The organism is Chitinophaga sp. XS-30, from assembly GCF_008086345.1.
Classification (GTDB): domain Bacteria; phylum Bacteroidota; class Bacteroidia; order Chitinophagales; family Chitinophagaceae; genus Chitinophaga.
The window spans coordinates 3,139,503-3,161,229 of sequence record NZ_CP043006.1; the positions used below are offsets into that span (position 1 = coordinate 3,139,503).

Annotated in this window: 24 protein-coding genes; 18 read left to right on the plus strand and 6 right to left on the minus strand. The window is 49.6% G+C overall.

Translation table 11 applies throughout. The features are described from left to right. Nucleotides 1–52 precede the first annotated feature (52 nt). Nucleotides 53–808 (plus strand): hypothetical protein, encoded by a 756-nt coding sequence (locus tag FW415_RS12890; protein WP_148385576.1) that lies wholly within the window; start codon nt 53–55, stop codon nt 806–808. A 46-nt stretch (nt 809–854) separates the two neighbouring features. Here FW415_RS12890 and FW415_RS12895 read toward each other — a convergent pair whose 3' ends face one another. Beyond that, complete coding sequence (locus FW415_RS12895) at nt 855–2,189, minus strand: MATE family efflux transporter (RefSeq protein WP_148385579.1); 1,335 nt, start codon at nt 2,187–2,189, stop codon at nt 855–857. A gap of 101 nt (nt 2,190–2,290) precedes the next feature. Here FW415_RS12895 and FW415_RS12900 point away from each other — a divergent pair, with 101 nt between their 5' ends. From FW415_RS12900 to FW415_RS12915, 4 genes are read left to right on the plus strand one after another with little or no spacing between them, the layout of a single operon-like run. Next, entirely contained in the window at nt 2,291–3,160 is an 870-nt protein-coding gene (locus tag FW415_RS12900) for a DUF3822 family protein (protein ID WP_168208801.1), read from the plus strand. Further along, a complete protein-coding gene (locus FW415_RS12905) occupies nt 3,151–3,702 on the plus strand; it encodes an RsmD family RNA methyltransferase (protein WP_148385583.1) in 552 nt (183 codons plus the stop codon). Before FW415_RS12900 ends, FW415_RS12905 begins: the two co-directional genes overlap by 10 nt. A gap of 24 nt (nt 3,703–3,726) precedes the next feature. After that, nucleotides 3,727–4,203 carry a pantetheine-phosphate adenylyltransferase gene (coaD, locus tag FW415_RS12910; RefSeq protein ID WP_148385585.1) on the plus strand — a complete coding sequence of 159 codons (477 nt, stop codon included), beginning with the start codon at nt 3,727–3,729 and terminating at the stop codon, nt 4,201–4,203. 34 nt (nt 4,204–4,237) lie between these two features. Continuing rightward, nucleotides 4,238–4,669: a hotdog fold thioesterase gene (locus FW415_RS12915; protein ID WP_148385588.1), complete on the plus strand. Its 432-nt coding sequence runs from the start codon at nt 4,238–4,240 to the stop codon at nt 4,667–4,669. A 5-nt stretch (nt 4,670–4,674) separates the two neighbouring features. Here FW415_RS12915 and FW415_RS12920 read toward each other — a convergent pair whose 3' ends face one another. Further along, nucleotides 4,675–5,406 (minus strand): bifunctional 2-polyprenyl-6-hydroxyphenol methylase/3-demethylubiquinol 3-O-methyltransferase UbiG, encoded by a 732-nt coding sequence (locus FW415_RS12920; RefSeq protein ID WP_148385590.1) that lies wholly within the window; start codon nt 5,404–5,406, stop codon nt 4,675–4,677. Nucleotides 5,407–5,409: 3 nt separating this feature from the next. Continuing rightward, a complete protein-coding gene (locus tag FW415_RS12925; protein ID WP_210420675.1) occupies nt 5,410–6,036 on the minus strand; it encodes an NUDIX hydrolase in 627 nt (208 codons plus the stop codon). Nucleotides 6,037–6,086: 50 nt separating this feature from the next. On the opposite strand from FW415_RS12925, the gene pyrE reads away from it, so the two are divergent. Both pyrE and FW415_RS12935 read left to right on the plus strand, forming a co-directional pair. Next, nucleotides 6,087–6,722, plus strand: coding sequence for an orotate phosphoribosyltransferase (pyrE, locus tag FW415_RS12930; RefSeq protein ID WP_148385592.1), 636 nt, complete (start codon nt 6,087–6,089; stop codon nt 6,720–6,722). A gap of 47 nt (nt 6,723–6,769) precedes the next feature. Then, a complete protein-coding gene (locus FW415_RS12935; protein ID WP_148385594.1) occupies nt 6,770–7,147 on the plus strand; it encodes a heavy-metal-associated domain-containing protein in 378 nt (125 codons plus the stop codon). Nucleotides 7,148–7,652: 505 nt separating this feature from the next. Here FW415_RS12935 and FW415_RS12940 read toward each other — a convergent pair. Beyond that, a complete protein-coding gene (locus FW415_RS12940) occupies nt 7,653–8,108 on the minus strand; it encodes an LEA type 2 family protein (protein ID WP_148385596.1) in 456 nt (151 codons plus the stop codon). A gap of 343 nt (nt 8,109–8,451) precedes the next feature. On the opposite strand from FW415_RS12940, the gene FW415_RS12945 reads away from it, so the two are divergent. From FW415_RS12945 to FW415_RS12955, 3 genes are all read left to right on the plus strand, one after another. Beyond that, on the plus strand, nt 8,452–9,081 hold the full coding sequence (locus FW415_RS12945; protein WP_148385598.1) for a WbqC family protein: 630 nt from the start codon (nt 8,452–8,454) through the stop codon (nt 9,079–9,081). Between the two features lie 294 nt (nt 9,082–9,375). Continuing rightward, entirely contained in the window at nt 9,376–10,773 is a 1,398-nt protein-coding gene (locus FW415_RS12950) for an arginine decarboxylase (RefSeq protein ID WP_148385602.1), read from the plus strand. 427 nt (nt 10,774–11,200) lie between these two features. Continuing rightward, nucleotides 11,201–11,662 carry a nuclear transport factor 2 family protein gene (locus FW415_RS12955; RefSeq protein ID WP_148385604.1) on the plus strand — a complete coding sequence of 154 codons (462 nt, stop codon included), beginning with the start codon at nt 11,201–11,203 and terminating at the stop codon, nt 11,660–11,662. On the opposite strand, the gene FW415_RS12960 is transcribed toward FW415_RS12955, so the two are convergent. After that, nucleotides 11,663–12,499: a hypothetical protein gene (locus FW415_RS12960; RefSeq protein ID WP_148385606.1), complete on the minus strand. Its 837-nt coding sequence runs from the start codon at nt 12,497–12,499 to the stop codon at nt 11,663–11,665. 128 nt (nt 12,500–12,627) lie between these two features. Beyond that, complete coding sequence (locus FW415_RS12965; protein ID WP_210420676.1) at nt 12,628–13,068, minus strand: Hsp20/alpha crystallin family protein; 441 nt, start codon at nt 13,066–13,068, stop codon at nt 12,628–12,630. A 213-nt stretch (nt 13,069–13,281) separates the two neighbouring features. Here FW415_RS12965 and FW415_RS12970 point away from each other — a divergent pair, with 213 nt between their 5' ends. The 8 genes from FW415_RS12970 to FW415_RS13000 all read left to right on the plus strand — a co-directional run bounded on the left by FW415_RS12970 (nt 13,282) and on the right by FW415_RS13000 (nt 21,559). Further along, complete coding sequence (locus FW415_RS12970) at nt 13,282–13,695, plus strand: BrxA/BrxB family bacilliredoxin (RefSeq protein ID WP_148385608.1); 414 nt, start codon at nt 13,282–13,284, stop codon at nt 13,693–13,695. Between the two features lie 162 nt (nt 13,696–13,857). Then, nucleotides 13,858–15,165 carry a prolipoprotein diacylglyceryl transferase gene (locus tag FW415_RS12975; protein ID WP_148385610.1) on the plus strand — a complete coding sequence of 436 codons (1,308 nt, stop codon included), beginning with the start codon at nt 13,858–13,860 and terminating at the stop codon, nt 15,163–15,165. 6 nt (nt 15,166–15,171) lie between these two features. After that, a complete protein-coding gene (locus FW415_RS12980) occupies nt 15,172–15,606 on the plus strand; it encodes a hemerythrin domain-containing protein (protein WP_148385613.1) in 435 nt (144 codons plus the stop codon). A 409-nt stretch (nt 15,607–16,015) separates the two neighbouring features. Then, nucleotides 16,016–18,484 carry a TonB-dependent receptor domain-containing protein gene (locus FW415_RS12985; RefSeq protein ID WP_148385615.1) on the plus strand — a complete coding sequence of 823 codons (2,469 nt, stop codon included), beginning with the start codon at nt 16,016–16,018 and terminating at the stop codon, nt 18,482–18,484. A 184-nt stretch (nt 18,485–18,668) separates the two neighbouring features. Further along, nucleotides 18,669–19,205 carry an RNA polymerase sigma factor gene (locus tag FW415_RS12990; protein WP_168208802.1) on the plus strand — a complete coding sequence of 179 codons (537 nt, stop codon included), beginning with the start codon at nt 18,669–18,671 and terminating at the stop codon, nt 19,203–19,205. Next, nucleotides 19,202–19,732, plus strand: a complete 531-nt coding sequence (locus FW415_RS12995; protein ID WP_148385619.1) for a hypothetical protein — start codon at nt 19,202–19,204, stop codon at nt 19,730–19,732. The genes FW415_RS12990 and FW415_RS12995 overlap by 4 nt, the downstream gene beginning before the upstream one ends. After that, complete coding sequence (locus FW415_RS24985; RefSeq protein ID WP_168208803.1) at nt 19,722–20,804, plus strand: DUF4097 family beta strand repeat-containing protein; 1,083 nt, start codon at nt 19,722–19,724, stop codon at nt 20,802–20,804. The genes FW415_RS12995 and FW415_RS24985 overlap by 11 nt, the downstream gene beginning before the upstream one ends. 26 nt (nt 20,805–20,830) lie before the next feature. Further along, a complete protein-coding gene (locus FW415_RS13000; protein WP_168208804.1) occupies nt 20,831–21,559 on the plus strand; it encodes a head GIN domain-containing protein in 729 nt (242 codons plus the stop codon). The last annotated feature ends 168 nt before the right edge of the window (nt 21,560–21,727 follow it).

A 21,727-nucleotide genomic window follows, 5' to 3' on the forward strand; every position in this document is an offset into this window, starting at 1 on the left:
TTTCCAATGATTAAACCTTAAATTTGGTTACCTATTAAAATTTTATCGTCCTATGCTGAAGAAAATGATACTGCTTTTCCTTTCCTGCGGGGCACTTTTGTCCGCCCGGGCACAGTCTGCCGAAGAGTTGCTGGCGGAAGCGCAGCAGCTTGAAAAACAGATGAAGGAAATGGAAGCGCTCGGCAAGTACAGGGAATTGTTGCAGGTATCGCCGGGCCATGCCTATGCGCAGAGCCATTCGAGCCTGATCTGCTCACGCGAAGGGCAGCGCCGCAAGGAAAAGGCCGAAAAGCAGGAGTTTTTTAATGAAGCGAAGATATTTGCCTACGAAGCCCTCAAAGTAGAGCCGGAAAACCCCGAAGCGAATTATGCGATGGCGGTAGCGCTGAACAATATTGCCCTGATCTCCGGCGCCAAGGAAAAAGTGGCCGCATTCAAGGAAGTGAAGAAGTATGCGGACCTGGCCCTGAAATTCAACGCGGAGTATGGGGAAGTTTATCATCTGCTCGGTAAATGGAATGAGGAGCTTTCCAATCTCAGCACGATAGAAAAGGCCGCGGCCAAAGTGTTATTCGGCGGCGTGCCGCCGGGAAGCATCGAGGCGGCTATAACCGATTATGAGAAATGCAGGAAACTGAAACCTTCTTATATCCTCAATTATTATGACCTCGCCAAAGTGTACCGGCAAAATAACCAGGAAACGCAGGCATTTGAAATACTGAACAAAGCCATGCGCCTGCGGCCCATCTACCAGGACGATCCGGCCATCAAGGCGGAATGCAAAAAAATGCTGGAAGATATGCAATGATGCCCGGAATGGCTTTTCACAAGAATGCTGCGGTGCAGAAACCAGCTTAATTGATCACCTTACCTTTCCATTTCCCGCTTTTCAGGTACAGCAATGCCAGCAGGCACATGGTGGACCAGTACACGAATTCGGCACCCCATGCCCAATGCAGGGGACTGCGCCAGCGTTCTATCACAATCACGCAATATACCAGGTACACCGTCACCGCGGCAAATTCGATCGCCAGGTTCACACGCGTATTGCCCGTTCCGGTCACCCCGTTGAAAACCACAGCGGTCACCGCAGACAGCAGGGTCACCATCGTGCATACCCTTATGGAAGGGATCGCTTCGCTGATCATCGTGATATCCGTGGTATAAATGCGGAACAGCTGATAGGGGAAGAGGTTGATCAGCAGGCTGACCCCAACAGCGCAAATGATCGCAAATCCTGCTATCTTCTTTACCACTTTCAATACATCCGCTTCTTTACCCTGACCGATAAGATTGCTTACCATGGTATTGCAGGTGGCCGCCAGCGCCCAGGTAAAAATGCCGAACAGGCCGAAAATGCTGCGCATCATATTGGAAATGGCCAGCGGCCGTTGCCCGAGGTGCTCAATAAAAATGAAGAACACCAGCCAGCTGCCGATGCCGAAGAGGAACTGCACGATAAGCGGGGCCGAAATGGCGAGGATATTGCGGATAGCCGCCCAATCCGGTTTCAGCCGGGCAAACAGCTGGTAAGTATGGGGGAAGCGTAGGCCGAATAAGAGCAGGAACGCCACGGCGCAGCCCAGTATCTCCGCCATCACAGAAGCATAGGCTGCCCCGTTCAGCCCAAGTTGCGGCAAACCCATCTTGCCGAAGATCAGCCCGTAATCCAGCACAATGTTCAGCACCTCCTGGAAAACAGACGTGATGACCAGCAGCCGCGTGTTGCTCGTACCGATGTAGAGCGCATTGCATAAGCCCATCAGCATCAGGAAGGGAAGTCCCCATATACGGATGCGCATAAACGAAGCAGCGGCATCCCGGATAGCCGGATCATGCAGGGTACGGGCAAAGAACATGGGTACAAAAAGTGCGGTGACCAGCACGGCCGCGGCGGAAAAGATCAGCGCCAGCACAAGGCCATTGGAGAAATACCGGCCCATACCGGCATAATTCAATTCCCCTGCCCGCCGCGCGAACAACACCTGCAGCCCGTTATTCAGCCCGTGAGCGATCATATACATGACCAGGTAATAGATGCCCGCGATCCCGTTCACCGCAAAGGGGAATTCCCCCAGATGCCCCAGGAAAGCGGCATTGGTCATGTGATTGATCTGCGGTAATACGAGCGCAAGGCTGATGGGGCCTGCGATGGAGATGACCTGCCTGTTGGATAAGTTGACTTGCATATAGTTTCGGGCGACGCAAAAGTACACCCTTTCCCTTGTTCCGCCTCATTCCAACAATTTTGATTATTATTGTGCTTTGTACAATTGAGAAATGCATGCCCGTGGCTTATACGATACAACCGACATATGCGATAGATGATGCTACCCTGCTGGAAACGGATCTCACGACCTGCACACTGCTGGTACTGATCGGCAGTGGTACATTCAGTTATGCCGTGCTGTCCCCCGTTGCCCGCAAGTTCCTGGCCCTGAAGAGTTACAGCTACCAGCCGAAGACCCTGGCGGTGGCGGACCTGGAAATGATCGAACAGATATTTGATGCCGACAAGCTGTTATTCACCGCATTCCGCGATGTGATACTGGCATTTGATTCGCCGGACAGTACCCTGGTGCCGGAACCGCTTTATCAGTCTGCGCTCAAAAAGGAATTTCTGCATATCACCCACCTGGAGAAAATGCAGGAAGCCGTACTGGCGGATACCCTGCCCGAGCTGGGTATGGTGCACGTATTCGCCACGGATAAGGATATCCTGGGTTTCCTGCGCAAGGAGTTCTCGTCTGACCGTGTGGTGCATGCCGGCAGCGCCCTGCTGAAAGCTTACCGGCAGGATGGGGATGTACAGTTCTCTGACGGTGTGGTATTCATCGAAATACAACCGCAACATTTTGCCCTCACCATCTATGCCGCCGGCAAGCTGTTGCTGCAACAGCAATTTGCCTACCGCAGCGGGCTGGATATCGTTTATTATATCGTCAATTCCCTGCGCCAGCTGGGCCTGAACGAACAGCAGGCAAAGATCAAACTGGGAGGGGCCCTCACACATGATTCCCAGGTGTACCAGGAACTCAACCGCTTTCTGCCGCGGCTGGACTGGGTGCGCAAACCGGACAACTTCCTGTACATCGCCAGGATGAACGATGTGCCGGCACACCATTTTCACAATCTTTATGCACTGGCATTATGCGTATAATAGGAGGAGAGATGAGCGGAAGGCGCATCAGTCCACCCGCCAATATGCCGCATACCCGCCCTACTACAGACCTGGCCAAGGGTGGCCTCTTCAACATCATCGAAAACAACCTGGATATATCTTCGCTGAAAACACTGGATATATTTGGCGGTACCGGCAGCATCAGCTATGAACTGGCCTCCCGCGGGGCAAAGGACCAGACCATTGTGGAGAAAGATGCCGCCATGGCTGATTTCATCAGTAAAACCGCCGCCAATCTGAATATTTCGCTTAAACTGGTGCGGATGGACGTGTTCAGGTTCCTCCGGGAATGTAATGAACAGTTCGATTTCATTTTCGCCGGCCCGCCCTATGCGCTGGCCACCATCGACGAACTGCCGAAGCAGGTATTCGAAAGGGAATTGCTGAAGCCGGAAGGATGGTTTGTGCTGGAACACACACCGCGCAATAACTATAAACAATTCAGCTACTACCGTTCCGAACGGAATTACGGGACCACTATTTTTTCTATATTCATCAACCGGGAAGAACTGAAAAAGTGATCCCGGCCATAATAAACCATTGACATGCAACGTATCTGCTTATTTCCCGGTACCTTCGATCCCGTTACACTGGGGCATACCGATATTATCGACCGGGCGCTGCCGCTGTTTGACGAGCTGATCATCGGCATCGGGATCAATGCCACCAAAGTACCGATGTTCAGTGTGGAACAACGGGTGGAATGGCTGAAGGAGATATACCGGAATGAACCGAAGATCAGGGTGGCATCCTACGAAGGGCTGACCGTGAATTTCTGCAAGGAGGTGAATGCAAGGTTCATTTTGCGGGGAATCAGGTATGTGAGTGATTTTGAATACGAGAAAGCGATCGCGGACATCAACCGGAAGATGGAACACGAAGTGGAAACGATCTTTCTTACCTGCTCGCCGGAATATTCCACTATCGCTTCCACACTGGTGCGCGATGTGATCCGCCACGGTGGCGATGTGGCGCAGTTCCTGCCTGACCCCGTGGCCAGGACCATCAAGCCGAAGAAGTAACGTCAATCCTGAATGATCCATAAAAATCATTATCATGAAACCGATCTGGTTTTCCCTGGATATTTCCCTCGAACATCTCAACGAAAATGCGCAGAACACTATGGGCGCCTATCTGGGTATGGAGTTCACCGAGATCGGTCCGGACTATCTGCGGGCCATCATGCCCGTTGATCATCGTACCGTTCAGCCCTATGGCCTGCTGCATGGCGGGGCTTCGGCGGCACTGGCGGAGACGGTGGGCAGCGTAGCTTCCGCATTGATCACTGACCCGGAGAAGCAAATTTGTGTGGGAATGGAGATCAACGCCAATCACATTCGCGGGGTGCGGGAAGGATATGTTCACGCCGTGGCGAAGCCCCTGCATATCGGCAGCTCCACCCACGTCTGGGATATCCGTATCTGTGACGATCACGACAAGCTCGTCTGCGTCAGCCGGTTGACGGTCGCCGTTCTCCCCAAACGATAGCCAGCCTAGCCCTTCAGTTTCTGGGCCACCAGGTAGTGCATCCGCTGGATCACTTCATGGTCCTGCACGGCAAAGCCAGCCGCCGTGAGCATGATCTTCACCTGCTCGATGCCCAGCCGCAGCTTCTGGTAGCTGCTGACTTTCTGGATCCATTGACCGTTCTGCTTTTCCATCAACACATCAAATACCCTTACATACCCCGGGAAGTACTCCAGGAAGCAGGTATGGATACGTTCATCTTCCGCCCGGATGGGGATGAAACGTTCTTCTTTTTCCAGTTCCTGGGTGAGATCGCGAAAGGATAACACCAGTTTTCCACCCGCAGGCAGCATGCTGTACCATTCCCCGAACAGGGTATTCACCTGCTGCACGCTTTCCAGATGGGTCAGCGTATCACCCATGCAGGTGATCAGCTCGGCATTCATGGTGCTGTACTGCGTGGTGTTGGCGATGTTGGCGAGAATGGTGCGTACCGTCATGCCTTTGGCCCTGGCATTCAATTCCGACAGGAGGTGCTGGTTGAAATCCACGGCATAGACGGTGAAACCCAGGTTGGCCAGTGAGATGGTCTGCAGCCCGTGCCCCGCGCCGAGATCAATAGCCACGGCATTCCCGGCAGGCTTGATGTGCTTGCCGGAGAAATAGGTTTCCTGCTCCTGCTGTTTGGTGTCGAAATTACCTGTCATCCAGGCATAAAAAGCCGCCAGGTGGTTGTCATAGTGGGATTGAGCATTCATAGGTTATAGTTTATAGCCAGCTTTGAGAAGCACATCGATGATGTTCTGATAGGAATACTGCATGTATTTGCCCAGGTTTTCCGGGCGTATCCATTGAATATCCAGGATGTCTTCCTCTATCTGTGGTATGGTTAATTCCGTTCCGGTGAACTGCATGCGGTACCAGTGACTGTGCTTGAGCACCTTTTTGTCTTTCCAGGGATAATAGTGGAATGTTTCCGTGATCTTGCCTGTAAGCTGTATATTAATAAGACCGGTTTCTTCCCGCACTTCCCGGAGGGCGCAGGCCTCCAGTGTTTCCCCATCGTCCAGCTTCCCTTTCGGAAGGTCCCATTTACCGCGCCGGAACATCAGCAGCACCTCTTCCGCCGGGTTGCTGATTACGCCACCCGCTGCTTCAAATACGGTAAAGTGGCTTTTCACCTGGTGGAATAAAGATACAGGGTTGGAATGACGAAACACAGCTTTTGGCAATTCATTTTTGTCCAGCTGCATGATCACCCTGCCGATCTCCTCATCGCCGGGTGAAAAAAGGGTGAGGCTGTTTGCATCATCCGCAGGCAATACGTCCGTTTCCGCGGCGATGACCAGCGGCCGCTCGTTGATATATATATTAACCGGTGTTTCCATCCTCCAAAAATAATCCTTCCCTGCATTCAAATTCGTACTTTTGCGCCGTTATGAACAATGTCAGTGAAAAACAGGTAGCAGAGAAACTGCTGCAGATCCAGGCGATCAAGCTAAGCCCGGCCAATCCTTTTACCTGGGCCTCCGGCTGGAAATCTCCCATTTATTGCGACAACCGTACGGTTTTGTCTTATCCCTACATCCGCGATTACATCAAATCCGAGTTGTGCAACACCGTATTCGAGACCTTTCCGGATGCGGCGGTGATAGCCGGCGTAGCCACGGCGGGTATTCCTCATGGGGCCATGGTGGCGGACCAACTCAAATTACCTTTTATTTATGTACGTTCCAAGCCAAAGGAGCATGGCATGGGCAATATGATCGAAGGGGTTTTGCAGCCGGGGCAGCCGGTAGTGGTGGTGGAAGACCTGATCTCCACCGGTAAAAGCAGCCTGGAAGCCGTGCAGGCGATACGGGCAGCAGGAGGGGAAGTGATCGGGATGGTGTCTATATTCAACTATGGTTTTGATGTAGCGGTGAAGGCTTTTGAACAGGCAGGGGTGCCTTTCAAATCCCTCAGCAACTATAATGCAATGATAGAACTGGCTGTGGAAAAGGGACTGGTATCCGCGGATGATCAGGAAACCCTGCAGGCCTGGCGCAAGGCGCCGGATGTCTGGGGCCGGTAGGTCGATATATTCATTTATTTCGTATATTGTATAAAATAAATCATGCTATGCGTATAATCAAACTCATGCTTGTGCTCCTGATTGCCGGAGCAGGAGCGGCAACTGCCCAGGTGAAAAAAGGCACGCTGGCTACTGCCAAGATCAGTGTGCCAACAGTACAGTGCAATATGTGCAAAGACAGGATCCAGCGCTATTTTCTGAGAGAGGAAGGAGTGAAGTCTATGGTGGTGGATGTAAAGAAGAAAGTGGCGACGGTGAAATATTATACAGACCGTACCAATATCGAGAATATCAAAACTGCTATTGCCAATGTGGGATATGATGCGGATGATGTAACGGCGAATGAGGATTCCTATAATGAGCTCCCGACGTGCTGCAAGAAACCGGAAGATGGCGGCGGCCCTCCTCCCAAAAAGAAGGGTTAGGGAATCAAAAAAGAAAGAAAAATTTCAGACCGGCGGGGAAACCTGCCGGTTTTTTTATGGGCCGGAGCGGCGAAGCCGGCGGCCTTTGTCGGCCTTGCTCACCTCTGCGGCACCCTGTTCAATCCGTTTTTTCGCGTCTCCGTTTACCCGGTAACGTCTTCTTGTCGTCCGCCGGGTCAGCGAAAAACTGCTTATTACGGTTCTAAGTCAGGGAAAATAGTCTTGGTTTTCATCAGAAAAAAGCGCTTTTCTGCCACCTCTTCAGCCGGTAAAATTATTTTATCCCTGCTATTGAAGTCCGAAAATCCGGCTTACCGAGTCCTCGTTCACCAGGAATAGTACATGTTATTCATCAAGAAAAAAGCACTTTTCTACCACCTCCTCAGCCGGTTAAAATTATTTTATCCCTGCTATTGAAGTCCGAAAATCTGGCTTCCCGAGTCCCCGTTCACCAGGAATAATCCTTTTTCTTCCACCGAAAAAAGCACCTTTATTCCCCAAAAACTCAGAAAAAGTCAATTTTCTGCCTGGTCTCACATTTGATCGGAAATGGCAGAAATACCCCCTTTTTGCCCACTTTGCAATTACCGGCAGCCTTGATGGTTACCTCTTTATTGGTCAGCGCACCGAGCACATTCCGGAAAACATTCCCCATATCTACCTCCAGTTTCACCGGAAAATAGAAGGTATCCTTCGCCGGAATATCGATCAGGGTGTCCTGAAGGGAATGCCCCACTTTGGTGTCATCGAGGAAAAGATCAAACTCGGCATCTTTCAGCCGTAGCGAAAAATTGTTCGGATTGTAATAGGCGAGCTCCATTTTTACCACGCTTTTGGAAAATCCCAGCTGATCGAAATTCACGCTGGCTACCCGGACAAATTCCAGGTCTTTCACATTCCCGCATGCGCTGATCGTCCCCCAAATGAGGAGCACTAAAATTGGCCAATGATATCTTTTCATGAATGGCGGATAATTGAATTTCTCCAAACCTACGAAACTATGTTCTAACAAGAAGTTAAGATTTGCCCTTTGTCGGAGTCGGAGAGGCCCCGCTCTACTTGAAGTTTTACTTTAAATAAAACAACCCCAAAATCATGTATTTTTCTAACTAATTACTTTAGTATTTTTGTAGACTTTTAAATTTCAGCTTGAAATGGTATTTTACTAATGAAAATAGCATATTTATTATAATTCTATGATCTGTTTTACAACAAATTATGAAGTTACAACTGATATTTAATATTTAATTTCAACAGACCTCCAACAATGAATTTTGTTCCTTTTAAACTATAATCGTGACGATATGACAGAGCAGTCAAAATTAAGTACTTTACTTATTGAATCTCAATATTTTCCACCAATTTCCTTTTATAAAACTTTAATTAGTGTTGACATATTAAATATTGAACGATATGAACACTACCAAAAGGTGAGTTACCGGAACAGATGTTATGTTGCGGGGCCTAACGGCGTCATCCTTTTAAGCGTTCCCCTGACGAAAGGAAAAAACCAGCGGACGATCATGAAGGACGTCCGGATCAGCAATGAGGAAAAATGGCAGGCGCTGCATTGGAAGACTTTGACATCCGCCTACCGCCGCTCCCCCTGGTTTGAATATTTTGAGGAAGATCTGCAGGCACTTTACGCGCGGAATTTCAGTTTTCTGCTGGACTGGAATATGGCCTGCCTGGAGTGGGCGAACAAGGCCGTGGGGATGGAGCGGCCGGTGAGCCTTACGGAAAGTTTCCGGAAGACGTATGATCCGGCCTCCGGGGTGCTGGACCAGCGGGATGTGATGATTCCGGGGAAAAGCCAGGCGGACCTGCCGCAGTACACCCAGGTATTCGGGGAAAGGACCGGGTTTATGCCGGACCTCAGCATTCTTGATCTGCTGTTTTGTGAAGGGAAGCGGGCGCTGGAACTATTGAAATGATAATGAACACATTGTAAAACAGGAGGGACGAAAGGATAAAACGGTATTTTGTTGCTATTTTTATTTAAGTTAAATGTGTTTAATTGATTTATAGACAATTATTTATGTCAAGTATTGGCCTTTCATAAAAAAGATCGAAGATTTTTGGCAATCCATTCGAACAAAATAGTAGATTTGCATCCGATTTTGCTGGTGAAACGACTTACGTAGGTGTATAAACCAGAAGTTTCCAGCTCATTTATAATGTGGTTTAAGTTTTATTATTTAATCCTTAACAATCATTCACAGCGTTAAATGAACAACACCTACACGGATCTCGTTAACCAGACCTTTGAATTTCCCCAGGAGGGCTTCGAAGTAAAGGATAACAACCTGGAGTTTAATGGATTGGACATCCGGGCATTGATTGACAAGTATGGAACACCTTTCAAACTGACGTATCTTCCCAAGATCGGGATGCAGATCAACAGGGCGAAGAAAATGTTCCAGGACGCCATCAAGAAGAACAGGTACGACGGCAAGTATTATTATTGCTACTGCACGAAAAGTTCTCATTTCTCCTTTATCATGGAGGAGACCCTTAAACATGACGTGCATATTGAAACATCTTTCGCTTACGATATAGATATTATCAACAAGCTATATGAGCGGAAGAAGATCACGAAAGATACCTTTGTGATCTGTAACGGGTATAAGACCAAAACTTACACCCGGAGCATCGCAAAACTGATCAACAGCGGTTTTACCAATGTATTGCCGGTGCTGGACAACAAGGCGGAGCTGGAGGACTATTCAAAGTTCGTCCGTTCCAAGGGGCCGGTGAAGCTGGGTATCCGGATCGCGGCAGAAGAGGAGCCGACATTTGATTTTTATACATCCCGTTTGGGCATTGCCTCCCGCGACATCCTCGAACTTTACGTGGACAAGCTGAAGGGAAATCCGAAGTTCGAGTTGAAAATGCTCCACTTCTTTATGAACAAAGGGATCAAAGACGATATATTTTACTGGAGCCAGTTCAATAAAGTGATGAACCTTTATTGCCAGCTGAAGAAGATTTGTCCGGAACTGGAGAGCATCAATCTCGGCGGCGGCTTCCCGATCAAACACTCCCTCGGGTTTGACTATGATTACGCTTACATCGTGAACGAGATCGTGGCCAATATCAAGAGTGTTTGTAAAAAGAACAAGGTGCCCGTACCGGATATTTATACCGAGTTCGGTTCCTTCACGGTAGGAGAGAGCGGAGCAGTGATCTATAGCGTACTGGGAGAAAAGATGCAGAACGACCGGGAAAGCTGGTACATGATCGACAGTTCTTTTATTACCACGCTGCCGGACACCTGGGGTATCGGGGAGAAGTTCCTGATGCTGCCCATTAACAAATGGGACCAGGAGTACCAGGAGGTGCATCTTGGAGGGCTGACCTGTGACGGGTACGACTTCTACACCTCGGAAGAACACATCAATGCCGTGTTCCTTCCCAAACTGACGAATGGGGAACCGCTGTATATCGGGTTCTTCCATACCGGAGCTTACCAGGATCAGCTGAGCGGCTACGGCGGTATCAAACATTGCCTTATCCCGTCTCCCAAGCACGTGGTCGTGGGGTACGACAAAAACGGACAATTAAAAGACTGGCTATATGCGAAGGAGCAAACCTCCCAAAGCATGCTGAAAATTTTGGGTTATTAAAATAATGGGTTAGTAATCCACTTAAAAACCCCTCGGTTCTCCGAGGGGTTTCCTGTTTAATGCGGGTTCCCCCCTCAAAAATGAATACCTTCCCAAAAAAACAGGCCCCCTTCTCAGGAAGCCCATAATTTCATAGGATAGATCGATCCAACATTCATAGTAAGGGATAAACGATTTCATGGCATAGTGTAAAAACGGACATATCTCATGGTAAGGAATAATGAACACTTCATGGTATAGTAATAAAAAGGATCTCTCAGGAAAACTTCCGGTAGGGAATAAAAAGGAAAGTGCTTGACAATGGGCCGTAGTAACCCCGCTCATGGCAAAAATAGTTGTAGTAACACCGATTACAAATACCAGTTAGTTGTATCTTTTGAGCACGGTGGAGGACCATCCTGTTATCAATATCGTTATTTTTAACATTATGAAATATTTGCATTTATTCCCGTTGATTTTATTAATCATATGTTCAAATCCGGCAAGGGCACAGTCTTCAGAGGAGGAGTTTGTTAAGAGTGCCATTAACAAACTGTTTGAGGGGATGAGGAGCGGGGATAGCGCAATGGTAAAGGCTGTGTTTGCGGAGGGAGCTGTCATACAGACCATTTCTACGAAGAAGGCAGGTGTTCCGGAAGTGGTTACTGCGCCATTGCAGCAATTTCTCAATGCAGTAGGTACGCCTCACACGGACGTGTGGGATGAGCGGATCACGGTGGACAGGATTATGGTGGACGGACCGCTGGCCAGTGTGTGGACGCCGTACCGTTTTTATATCGGGGAGCGGTTCTCTCATTGCGGGGTCAATTCATTTCAGCTGATGAAAACTGCCGGGGGCTGGAAGATCATATATCTTGTGGATACCCGCCGGGCGGGCGACTGCCCGTAGTCAATGCTCGGGGTTGCTGCCGTCCAGGTAATTGATCGCCGTATCGCACTGTTTTTCGATCTCCGAGAAGCAGGCATCCAGCAATTCGATATTTCCTTCCATGTATTCACTTTTCCCTGAACGGGAGAGGCCTTTGAGCAGCAGGAACTGTTTGGTAAGGTTCTGGGTCACCAGGGCCGAGTATTGCTGTTGCTTTTCCCGGGCCTGAAGTTCCTCCTGCCTGGCAAGGTTGCGGTAATAGTAACCCCAGACCCGCAGGCTGATCAGGAGGTACCCGGCCATAATGAAAGGAGTGGCCACATATTTGTCCGGCCTGGAATACGGGGCGGCCAGGAAAACCGGGATATCGTTCACTTTAATAAAGGCTACAAGCCCCAGGTACAGGAACACGGCGCAACCAAGTGCGAGCGCCGCGCGTATGCCGATCACGAAGTACCCGAGCAGGCAGGCCATCATCCAGGGAATGGCATATAAGAGGGATACGTCCAGATCATTCGCAAAGGAAGACAGCATGGGCATGAGCAGGGTATTCAGCGCGGCTATCGTGCCGGTGACAGCTGTGCCGGAACCGGCGGCCATCATGCCTCCGCATAGCACAAATACAGCAAGAAAGGCGCTGTGGATAGCCAGGTTCGTATAGTCCTGCCCGTACATCAGCATAAAGAGGACAGGCAGCAGGAGCAGGCTGTAGAAGAAGATGAAATCAAACAACATCTTCACGCGCGCCCGCTCGAAAGGGTCCGGTGTTTTTGACAAGAGCTTGCCCGTGACCGTTGATTCGGTGTTTCTGTAGAGTGTACAGGCAAAGGTCTGTATGCGTTTGATCGCAGGGGTCATGCAGGCGGTGTAAGCTCAGGCAAGGTAGCATCATCCCGGGTCCTGCCTATTCAACGTTCGTGGTAATTTCGGCGCATAAAAAAAGCCGCCCTGGAGAGAGCGGCTCTTGTACTTACTATTCCTAACCCTTATGCAACTGTAATATCTTTAACGGTGTTCTTCTTTTCCTCTTTCTTGGGAAGGGTCAGGTTCAGGACGCCGTTGTCATACTTCGCGTTGATCTTTTCAGCGTCTACGCTCTCATCCAGCGTAAAAGAGCGGGAGAAGGAGCGGAAGCTGAACTCGCGGCGGATGTGTTTTTCGTTCTCATCTTGCTTTTCGGCCTTTTTCTCCGCCTTGATGGTCAGGGTCTGACCGTCGAGGTTAATGGAAAAATCAGCTTTTTCAAAGCCCGGCGCAACTACCTCAAGGGTATATGCGTCTTTTGTTTCACGGATGTTCACCGGAGCACGGCTGCCGAAGAAATCCTGATCGATGAAATCCCTGTTCAGGAATTTGCTGGAAAAAATGTCGTCCATAATGCCACTAAGGGTTTTGGCGGGCTGATGATTGAATTTTACGAGTGTCATAGTCTTTATTTTTTAGTGTTAAACCATTTTTTCAGTTACAACGGGTATAGATCAAAGGGGATACCAATGCCAAAAGACTGCAAAAAAGCCAGCAATACGGGCGTATTAACAGACAATTTGTCGTTTTTTCATAAACAGGGAAGCCATATTGTCATTTTCTTAATTTATTGAAGAATATCGATATATTGTGTAACTTTGCAAAAAACATATATTATGTACCCTGCGGAACTCGTGATGCCGATGAAGGCTGAACTTACAGATAATGGTTTTGAGGAGTTGCTGGACCCCTCTAAAGTAGACGAAGTGCTGGCTCAGAAAGGCACTACCCTGGTGATGATCAACTCCGTATGCGGATGCTCGGCCGGTACGGCCAGGCCGGGTGTACTGATGGCGGTAGCCACCAGCGAAAAGAAACCGGACAGGCTGACGACCAGTTTTGCCGGTTTTGATTCCGATGCGGTGAAACAGATCCGTACTCACCTGATGCCTTACCCGCCCTCTTCGCCGGCGATCGCATTATTTAAAGACGGGCAACTTGTCCATTTTATAGAACGCCATATGATAGAAGGCCGTTCTGCACAGCTTATTGCAACCAATCTGGTGGCTGCATTCGATGAGTACTGTTGAGACCGGTTGCGGATCTGCGGATTACGGAAAAGTTAATTGATTTACAAAACGTAATTCGTAATTGATTATTCGCAATTGAAATGTAACTTGGTGGTTTGATTTTCCTTTTGATATAATTCGGCTTTGTTCATAGGAAAACTCAGATCACCATTTTTTTTATCTATGTATCCTAATTTATACTACGCGTTCAAAGATCTCTTCGGGATCGAAATACCGGTTTTCAAGATATTGCAGACATTCGGCTTTTTTGTAGCCGTTGCTTTCCTGGCCGCTGCCTATGTGTTGACCTCGGAACTGCGCCGCCGGGAACGGCTGGGCCTCCTGTCCGGCGTAAAGGAAACGATAACAGTGGGGAAGCCCGCGTCCGTAGGGGAGATGCTGATCAGCGCTGTGATCGGTTTTATTCTGGGCTTCAAGCTGCTTGGCTTGATACCCGGACTTGGCGGGGATAGCGGAGGAGACCTGAGAGCGTATATTTTATCGGGGCAAGGCAGCCTGATCGGCGGTTTGCTCGGCGCTGGCGTCATGGCGTACTGGAAGTACAGCTCGAAGAAAAAGACCGCGCTTGATAAGCCCAAACAGGAAGAAGTACTGGTCATGCCGCACCAGCGGGTGCCGGATTTTACCATCCAGGCTGCTGTTGCCGGGCTGATCGGCGCCAAGATATTTCATAACCTGGAGAACTGGGGCGAGTTTACAAGAGACCCCTGGGGCTCCCTCTTTTCCGCCAGCGGCCTAACCTTCTACGGAGGCCTCATTGTGGCCGCTTATGTGATCATCCGTTACGCACGCAAAAAAAATATCCACTGGAAGCACCTGGTAGACAGTGCCGCGCCTGCCCTGATGCTGGCCTACGCCGTTGGACGGATGGGCTGCCAGTTTTCCGGGGACGGGGACTGGGGCATCAATAACAGTGCCTACGGCACCAACCCCACTGGCAAAGTGGAAAAGATCACCGCAGCGCAATACCAGGAAATCCTGCACCGGGACTCGGCTTACTTCGTCCGGCAATTCGGCAGCCTGGAGAACGTTCCGCACCGCTCTTTTGAAAAACCGGCATCTCTCGACTTCCTGCCCGATTTCTTTTTTGCCTACAGCTATCCGCATAATGTGGTGAACGATGGCATGCCGCTGCAGGGCTGTGACCATGAATATTGCAGTGCGCTCCCGGTGGGCGTGTTCCCCACACCGTTATACGAGATCATCGTTTGCGGCCTTTTCTTTGTTGTGCTGATGGCTATCCGGAAAAAGGTGACCACTCCCGGCGTGATCTTTGGCATCTACCTGATATTGAACGGCATTGAGCGCTTCTTTGTGGAGAAAATAAGGGTCAATACCAAATACGATATTTTCGGGTTTCATCCCACGCAGGCCGAGATCATCGCCAGCCTGCTGGTGATCGGCGGTGCCGTGCTGATCTGGTACGCCCGTAAAACGAATCCGCAGAAAACAGCCCAAAGCACATTATAATAGTATATGCAGCGCCATCCGAACCTGATTCCACTATCGCATGAGCATAAAAGCCTCCTGTTTGTTTGCAGGTATCTGAAAAAAGATGCTGCACCTTATGAAGGGTACCCCCTGGACGCCCAGTCAAAACTCGCCTACATGGTAAAGGTCTTTCAGGAGATCATGGTGCCGCACATCCAGAAAGAAGATCATCTCTTTGAGCAATGCTACGGCCGGAGTGCCGCTATCGACGTGATGCTGGACGAGCTGCGGGAAGAGCACCGCATTATATCCGGTATGTACAGCGCCTTGGTGGACCATCCCGATCTGGTGGAAGCCATGCACACCATCGCCGTCAGTCTTGAAGCCCACATCCGCAAGGAAGAACGGGTAGTGTACGAGAAATTGCAGGAGGAACTTCCAGATATTATCAACACGATCAGCTTTGATAACCATCCCTGATATGCCGGTTGTAATAACCTCAGTATAAAAGGGGAGACGTCATAGGCATTTCAGCCCATTCCTGCGGCATGAATGCTTTCAAATTTCCGCCAAAATCTGAAGAGCCCCCCAAGCCACTCAGCCCCATTTCGTCCCTTTCATACGCATTTCGTCATTTTCTCTGTAACAAAACATGCATCCCCTCGTCTTTCCTGTAACCCGGTATTATTCATCCCGCTTTTGCAGGGGTTTATAACAAGTTCTTACCAATCGTCACCGAAATACGACCATTTGTGCAAAGTTATGTACTATGTAAAGCATAATACCTACTTTTACACTGTAGTTGTTAAAGAAAGGAACTACAATTAAGAAAGGAACTGTATGAATTTAAAATTACCAGATTAACCTAATCTATTTACATCCTCCTTATATGAAAAAGATCATCAAATTGTTGACCCTGAGCGTTTTACTAATTAATGTAAACAACATGGCTCAGGCACAGGACGCAAACGGCCAGCAAGTCCGGAAGGGCCGGATCAGCGGATTCGTGCAGCGGGAAGACCGTAAACCGGTTGAATTTGCCACGGTCACACTCCTCCGGGTAAAGGATTCTTCCCTTGTAAAAGGCGCCATTGCCGATATCGAAGGCAAATATGAGTTCGAAGGCATTCCGGGAGGCCGCTACCTGGTGGCAGCCGTGAACATGGGCATGAAAAAAAGCTTCAGCGCGCCGTTTACCCTGAACGGTCAACCCGTAAAAGTGCCGGCATTGGTACTGACAGCGGAAACCCATAACCTGAAAGAAGTAAATGTGACCGCAAAAAGGCCATTCATCGAACAGAAAGCCGATAAAATGGTGGTCAATGTAGAAAACAGCATCGTGGCTGCCGGGGGCACCGCCATGGAAGTGCTGCAACAATCCCCCGGTGTACAGGTAGATAAAGACGACAATATATCCATGCGTGGCAAGAACGGTGTGGTCATTATGATCGACGGCAAACCCACGAACATGTCTGCCCAGGACGTTGCCCAGCTGCTAAAAAACATGCCCAGCTCTAATGTAGACCAGATAGAGCTGATCGCCAATCCTTCCGCCAAATACGATGCAGCGGGCAACGCCGGGATTATCAACATCAAACTGAAAAAGAACAATAGTTATGGCACTAACGGCAGTGTGAACATCGGCGGTGGACAGGGCAAACTGCCCAAATTCAACACCGGCCTCAGCCTGAATCACCGCAACGAACGCCTGAACGCCTACGGTTCTTATAATTACAATTACAACGGGAACTTCGAGAACCTGCTGATCTACCGCGATAATATGGAGGAGAGTGGCCGTATGGTTTTCGACCAGGAGACCTATATCGACAAACGGTCCAATTACCATGGTGCCAAAGCCGGAGTGGACTACTTCATCAATAAAAATCACACGATAGGGGTAATGGCGAATCTTGCGCTGGGAGACTGGCATGGTGATGGAAACAGCGTAACCTGGATCGGCAACGGCATGGCGATTGATTCCAGCCTGAAAACGAAAACGGATAATACGTCCCGCTGGGACCGCCAGTCATACAACCTCAACTACCGCGGCAAACTGGATACTACGGGGAAAGAGCTGAATATCGATCTGGATTATTCGCGCAACGTAGACAAACGCGACAATCACCTGTACTCTGCTTTTATGGACGGCTCCGGCGAGGTGTACTACCGCGGGGATACCACCCGCAGCCTGCAACCCTCCATCATCGATATAAAAACGGTGAAGATCGACTACACCCATCCGCTGAAGAAGGATGCGAAGCTGGAGGCCGGTATAAAACTAAGCTATGTCAATTCCGATAATAATTCCCGCTTCGATTCCATGAAAGTGGCGAAATGGGAATATGATGTGAACCGCTCCAATTATTTCATCTACGAGGAGAATGTGAATGCTGCGTACCTTAACTACAGCAGGCAATTCAAGAAACTGGGCGTACAGGCTGGTCTCCGTGCCGAGCAAACCAACGTGAAAGGCAATTCCATAACGCTGCAACAGGTGAATGATACCAGTTATCTGAACTTTTTTCCGAGCGTGTTCTTCAGCTATCAGGCCAGTGATAACCACCAGTGGGGGATTTCCTACAGCCGCAGATTGCAGCGCCCGAATTATAACAACCTGAACCCGTTCGAATTTTTCCTCGACCGTTATACCAAGGCCGGCGGCAATCCGAACCTGCGCCCGCAGTATTCAGACAACTTTGAGCTGCGCCATACTTTCAAATCGTTCCTGAACACGGCCATCGGTTACAGTCACACGAGCGACATGCTGTCCCGCATCCTGGAACCGGGTGTGGACCCGAAGACAGGGGACACCACGATCCTCGTCTATAAATATATGAATGTGGCCGAGCGGGACAATGTCAACCTGAACATTTCAGCTCCGCTGCCTGTCACCAAATGGTGGAAGAGCTTTACCAATATCTCTGTATTCTACAATGCTTTTGAAACGGTGGTGAGCGGAGAACTGATCAAGCGTTCTTCCGGAGGGTTCTACGGGCAGACCCAGCATACCTTTACGCTGACCAAGAGCCTGTCCGCCGAAGCCTCCTTCGACTATGTATCTCCACAGATATCCGATGAAGGCCTGTTCAAAATGAAAAGCATGTATGCCCTCAACATCGGGTTCTCTCAGCAGGTACTGAAGAAGAAAGGAACCGTGCGGCTGAATGTGAACGATGTTTTCAATAACCGGCGTTTCAGGGGTGAATATACCACCACCAACCGGGAGGTTAGTCTTGCTAACCGCTGGGATAGCCGCCAGATAAGGGCTTCTTTCACCTATCGCTTCGGCAACTCCAATGTAAAAGAGGCCCGCAAACGCAGGACCGGACTGGAGGACGAGCTGAACCGGGTGAATTAGTATCAACAGCGTACCTAATCATGTTTTAGGTATATAAGGATGGAAGGAACGCAGTCTCTCGCAGGCTGCGTTCTGTTTTATGGCCGCGCCTTCGTATTTTCAGAAAAAATATTCCGGCCCCGTGCAACCATTTTTATGAACCACCGTCTTTAATATGAGTTCATTACCACAAGCCTTGGAAAAAATGCCTGTAACAGATCAGATCGTGGTGCGTTGCCGCAAGGGCGACGCGCGGGCTTTCCATGAGCTGTATGAGGCGTATTCCAAAGCGATGTACAACATCTGTCTCCGGATGACGGGGCATGCCAGCGATGCGGAAGATGTGCTGCAGGAAGCATTTGTGCAGGTTTTCCGGAACCTGGAGAAGCTGGAATCGGACAGCAGCCTCACCGCCTGGATCAAACGCATCGTGGTGAACCATTGCCTGAGCTATCTGCGCAGGAAAAAGGTGTACTGGGAAGAAGTAGGGGATACGGAAGCTGCGGCGGAAACAGGGGTGGATGAAGAGGAGCACGCGCTCACGGTTTCCATTGTAAAGGATGCCATCCGGGAATTGCCGGACGGTTACCGCACGGTACTGAACCTTTACATCTTTGAAGAATATTCTCACCGGGAGATCGCCGGCATGCTGGGGATCACCGAGTCAACCGTTAAAACACAATTCATGCGTGCCAAGGAAAAAGTGAGGCAGCTGGTAAAACTAAAAACAGGGCAAGGATGAAACTGGAGGATTTTATACATCAACATCGCAGCGATTTCGAGGAAGAGGGGCCGGGGCCGCGCGTCTGGGCTGCCCTGGAGAAAGAACTGCCCCGCAGCCGGCCTCCCATAGTGCGTATGATGGCCCGGCATTGGTGGAAAGCAGCCATACTGGTAGCGCTCATTGCCAATGCAGGCATCCTGCTGAAAATGATGGACACCCCGAAAACAGTAGGTGTTGTGTTGCCGGAAATGCAGGAGATGCAGGTGTACTATTCCTCGCAGATAGAAAAAAGGCTGGATGAACTGCATGCCTTGCCGCCTGAACAACTGGGGCTGGACAGTACCACCCGCAAGGAACTGGAACTGCGGAACGATACTTATAAACTGCTGGAAAAAGAACTGCTGAACAACCCGGGGAATGAGAGGATACGTGCAGCCATGATCCGGTATTACCAGATGAAGCTCGAACTGCTGGACAGGATCTTGTCCGAACAGGAAAAATATAACGAAACTGACACACCTTTAAACAGAAAAGATGTTATCTAAATCTACCATATTGTTGATTTTATGCTTTCCTGCAGCCGCTTTCGCGGGGAAAGGGAATCAGGAACACCGGATCAGGCTGACGAAGGAATTCAGCGTATCCCCCGGTTCAAGGGTGGAAGTGAATAACAAGTATGGCAAGATCGTCATCAATATATGGAACAAACCGGAATGCAAGGCCGAGATAGAGATCGTTGGCTTTGGAAAGACAAACGAACAGGCCCGTAAAATTGCCGAAATGGTAGAGATACAGGCCACTTCGCCGGGCGGCCAGGTAAAGCTGGAAACCAAATACAATCCTTCAGCAGGCGGTTCCTGGCTCTGGGGCGGGAAACGGGATTCGAGGGATTATGTGAACGTGAACTATGTGATCTCCGTACCGCCTAACCTTGGTGTACTGGCGCTCAGGAATAATTTCGGGGATATCCTGGCGAGGGAACTGCCCTTCCGGGTATCGGATATCGCTATCAACTACGGATTCCTGGACATCGGGAATGCAGCGCATCTGCTGAAAGTGACGATGAATTATACGGATAAAGCCCGGGTAGGGAAAGCGGTACAGATGCAGGTCAACGCCAACTATTCCAACCTGCGCTGTGAGAAAGTGGACAAGCTCCAGATCAATTCCAATAACAGCAACTATACCATCGGAAATGCGGAGGTGCTGCGGCTCAACTGCAATTACGATGACTACAAAATAAATACGACCGGCAATATCAACCTGAACGGCAATTATACGGACGTGAAAACGGAGCAGTTGAAGAACACCGGCGTATTTTCCACGAACTATTCAGATGTGGTGATCGGCCGCCTGCATCCTACCTTTACCGCGTTGACCATCAGCGGCAGGTATTCCGACTACAAGATCGGTATGGACAAAAATACCCCCTTCCGGGTGACGGCTTCCCTGCGGTATGGGGACCTGAGTGCCAAGAGTTTCGAATGGAAGGATGTGAAGTCCGAAAAAAAGAATCAAAACCTCTCCTTTTCCGCCATAACTACCAATGCTACAAACGCAGCTGCACTTATCAGGATCAATGGGTCTTACTGCGATGTAAAATTGGGAGGAGATTAATCTCAAACCATTCTAAAATCAATTTTATGAAAGTGCAAGCACTGATGATGCCTGTGTTGTTATCCGCATGCCTGTTGGTTTCTGCAGCAGTGAAATCCCAGCAGAAGATCAGCGGCAACGGCAGCATCAAAAAAGAAACGCGTGATGCGAAACAGCCTTTTAACGAGATCTCCGTTTCCGGGGAGTACAAGGTGTACATAAGCCAGGGCAGTACGCAGTCAATTGAGCTGGAAGCCGAAAGTAACCTCCTGCCTTATATTGAGACCGAGATACAGGGGGATGATCTGCGTATTCGCGTAAAACGCGGCCATAATATCCGCCCTTCCAGGGAGGTAGTGGTCCGTATTACGGTGGTGAAACTGGAGGGGATCGCCTCCAGCGGCAGTTCTCATTTTTCCAGCCAGGGCACCCTTAAAGGCAACAGCCTGGAAATTGCGATGAGCGGTAAAAGTGTAACGGCGCTGGACCTGCAGTACGACAAGTTGGAAGTAAGTATTTCCGGTTCGGGTAAAGTGACGCTGAATGGGCAATCTGACAAGACGGAGATCGCTATTTCCGGGGCTGCGGATATTTTTGCGGCAGATATGAAATCCAGGGATGTGGAAGTAGCTATTTCCGGCAGCGGGAATGCGCATGTGCAGGCTACAGGCAAACTGGAAGTGGCCATTTCCGGTTCCGGCAACGTGAAATATCGCGGCTCTCCTGCAAGTGTGGAACAAGCCGTTTCCGGTCAGGGCAGGATAGTGAAGGAGTAGGGATATGTAAAACGAAAAGATATTGAACGGGGCACCTGCCCCGTTTTTTTTGTCCCCGGGCGTTCGCTAAAAGCATTATGCAACAAGGGTTGTAGGAATGCGCAGAAATCTGTCTGAATCAGGGAGCGCAATAATTTCCGGATTGAAAAGCGGAAATTCAGATACCGA

Bases quoted from the DNA above. Each gene is read 5' to 3' on its own strand.
- FW415_RS12890 (WP_148385576.1), top strand. From the start codon at position 53: ATGCTGAAGAAAATGATACTGCTTTTCCTTTCCTGCGGGGCACTTTTG.
- FW415_RS12895 (WP_148385579.1), bottom strand. From the start codon at position 2,189: ATGCAAGTCAACTTATCCAACAGGCAGGTCATCTCCATCGCAGGCCCC.
- FW415_RS12905 (WP_148385583.1), top strand. From the start codon at position 3,151: ATGCGTATAATAGGAGGAGAGATGAGCGGAAGGCGCATCAGTCCACCC.
- coaD (WP_148385585.1), top strand. From the start codon at position 3,727: ATGCAACGTATCTGCTTATTTCCCGGTACCTTCGATCCCGTTACACTG.
- FW415_RS12915 (WP_148385588.1), top strand. From the start codon at position 4,238: ATGAAACCGATCTGGTTTTCCCTGGATATTTCCCTCGAACATCTCAAC.
- FW415_RS12920 (WP_148385590.1), bottom strand. From the start codon at position 5,406: ATGAATGCTCAATCCCACTATGACAACCACCTGGCGGCTTTTTATGCC.
- FW415_RS12925 (WP_210420675.1), bottom strand. From the start codon at position 6,036: ATGGAAACACCGGTTAATATATATATCAACGAGCGGCCGCTGGTCATC.
- pyrE (WP_148385592.1), top strand. From the start codon at position 6,087: ATGAACAATGTCAGTGAAAAACAGGTAGCAGAGAAACTGCTGCAGATC.
- FW415_RS12935 (WP_148385594.1), top strand. From the start codon at position 6,770: ATGCGTATAATCAAACTCATGCTTGTGCTCCTGATTGCCGGAGCAGGA.
- FW415_RS12940 (WP_148385596.1), bottom strand. From the start codon at position 8,108: ATGAAAAGATATCATTGGCCAATTTTAGTGCTCCTCATTTGGGGGACG.
- FW415_RS12945 (WP_148385598.1), top strand. From the start codon at position 8,452: ATGACAGAGCAGTCAAAATTAAGTACTTTACTTATTGAATCTCAATAT.
- FW415_RS12950 (WP_148385602.1), top strand. From the start codon at position 9,376: ATGAACAACACCTACACGGATCTCGTTAACCAGACCTTTGAATTTCCC.
- FW415_RS12955 (WP_148385604.1), top strand. From the start codon at position 11,201: ATGAAATATTTGCATTTATTCCCGTTGATTTTATTAATCATATGTTCA.
- FW415_RS12960 (WP_148385606.1), bottom strand. From the start codon at position 12,499: ATGACCCCTGCGATCAAACGCATACAGACCTTTGCCTGTACACTCTAC.
- FW415_RS12965 (WP_210420676.1), bottom strand. From the start codon at position 13,068: ATGACACTCGTAAAATTCAATCATCAGCCCGCCAAAACCCTTAGTGGC.
- FW415_RS12970 (WP_148385608.1), top strand. From the start codon at position 13,282: ATGTACCCTGCGGAACTCGTGATGCCGATGAAGGCTGAACTTACAGAT.
- FW415_RS12975 (WP_148385610.1), top strand. From the start codon at position 13,858: ATGTATCCTAATTTATACTACGCGTTCAAAGATCTCTTCGGGATCGAA.
- FW415_RS12980 (WP_148385613.1), top strand. From the start codon at position 15,172: ATGCAGCGCCATCCGAACCTGATTCCACTATCGCATGAGCATAAAAGC.
- FW415_RS12985 (WP_148385615.1), top strand. From the start codon at position 16,016: ATGAAAAAGATCATCAAATTGTTGACCCTGAGCGTTTTACTAATTAAT.
- FW415_RS12990 (WP_168208802.1), top strand. From the start codon at position 18,669: ATGCCTGTAACAGATCAGATCGTGGTGCGTTGCCGCAAGGGCGACGCG.
- FW415_RS12995 (WP_148385619.1), top strand. From the start codon at position 19,202: ATGAAACTGGAGGATTTTATACATCAACATCGCAGCGATTTCGAGGAA.
- FW415_RS24985 (WP_168208803.1), top strand. From the start codon at position 19,722: ATGTTATCTAAATCTACCATATTGTTGATTTTATGCTTTCCTGCAGCC.
- FW415_RS13000 (WP_168208804.1), top strand. From the start codon at position 20,831: ATGAAAGTGCAAGCACTGATGATGCCTGTGTTGTTATCCGCATGCCTG.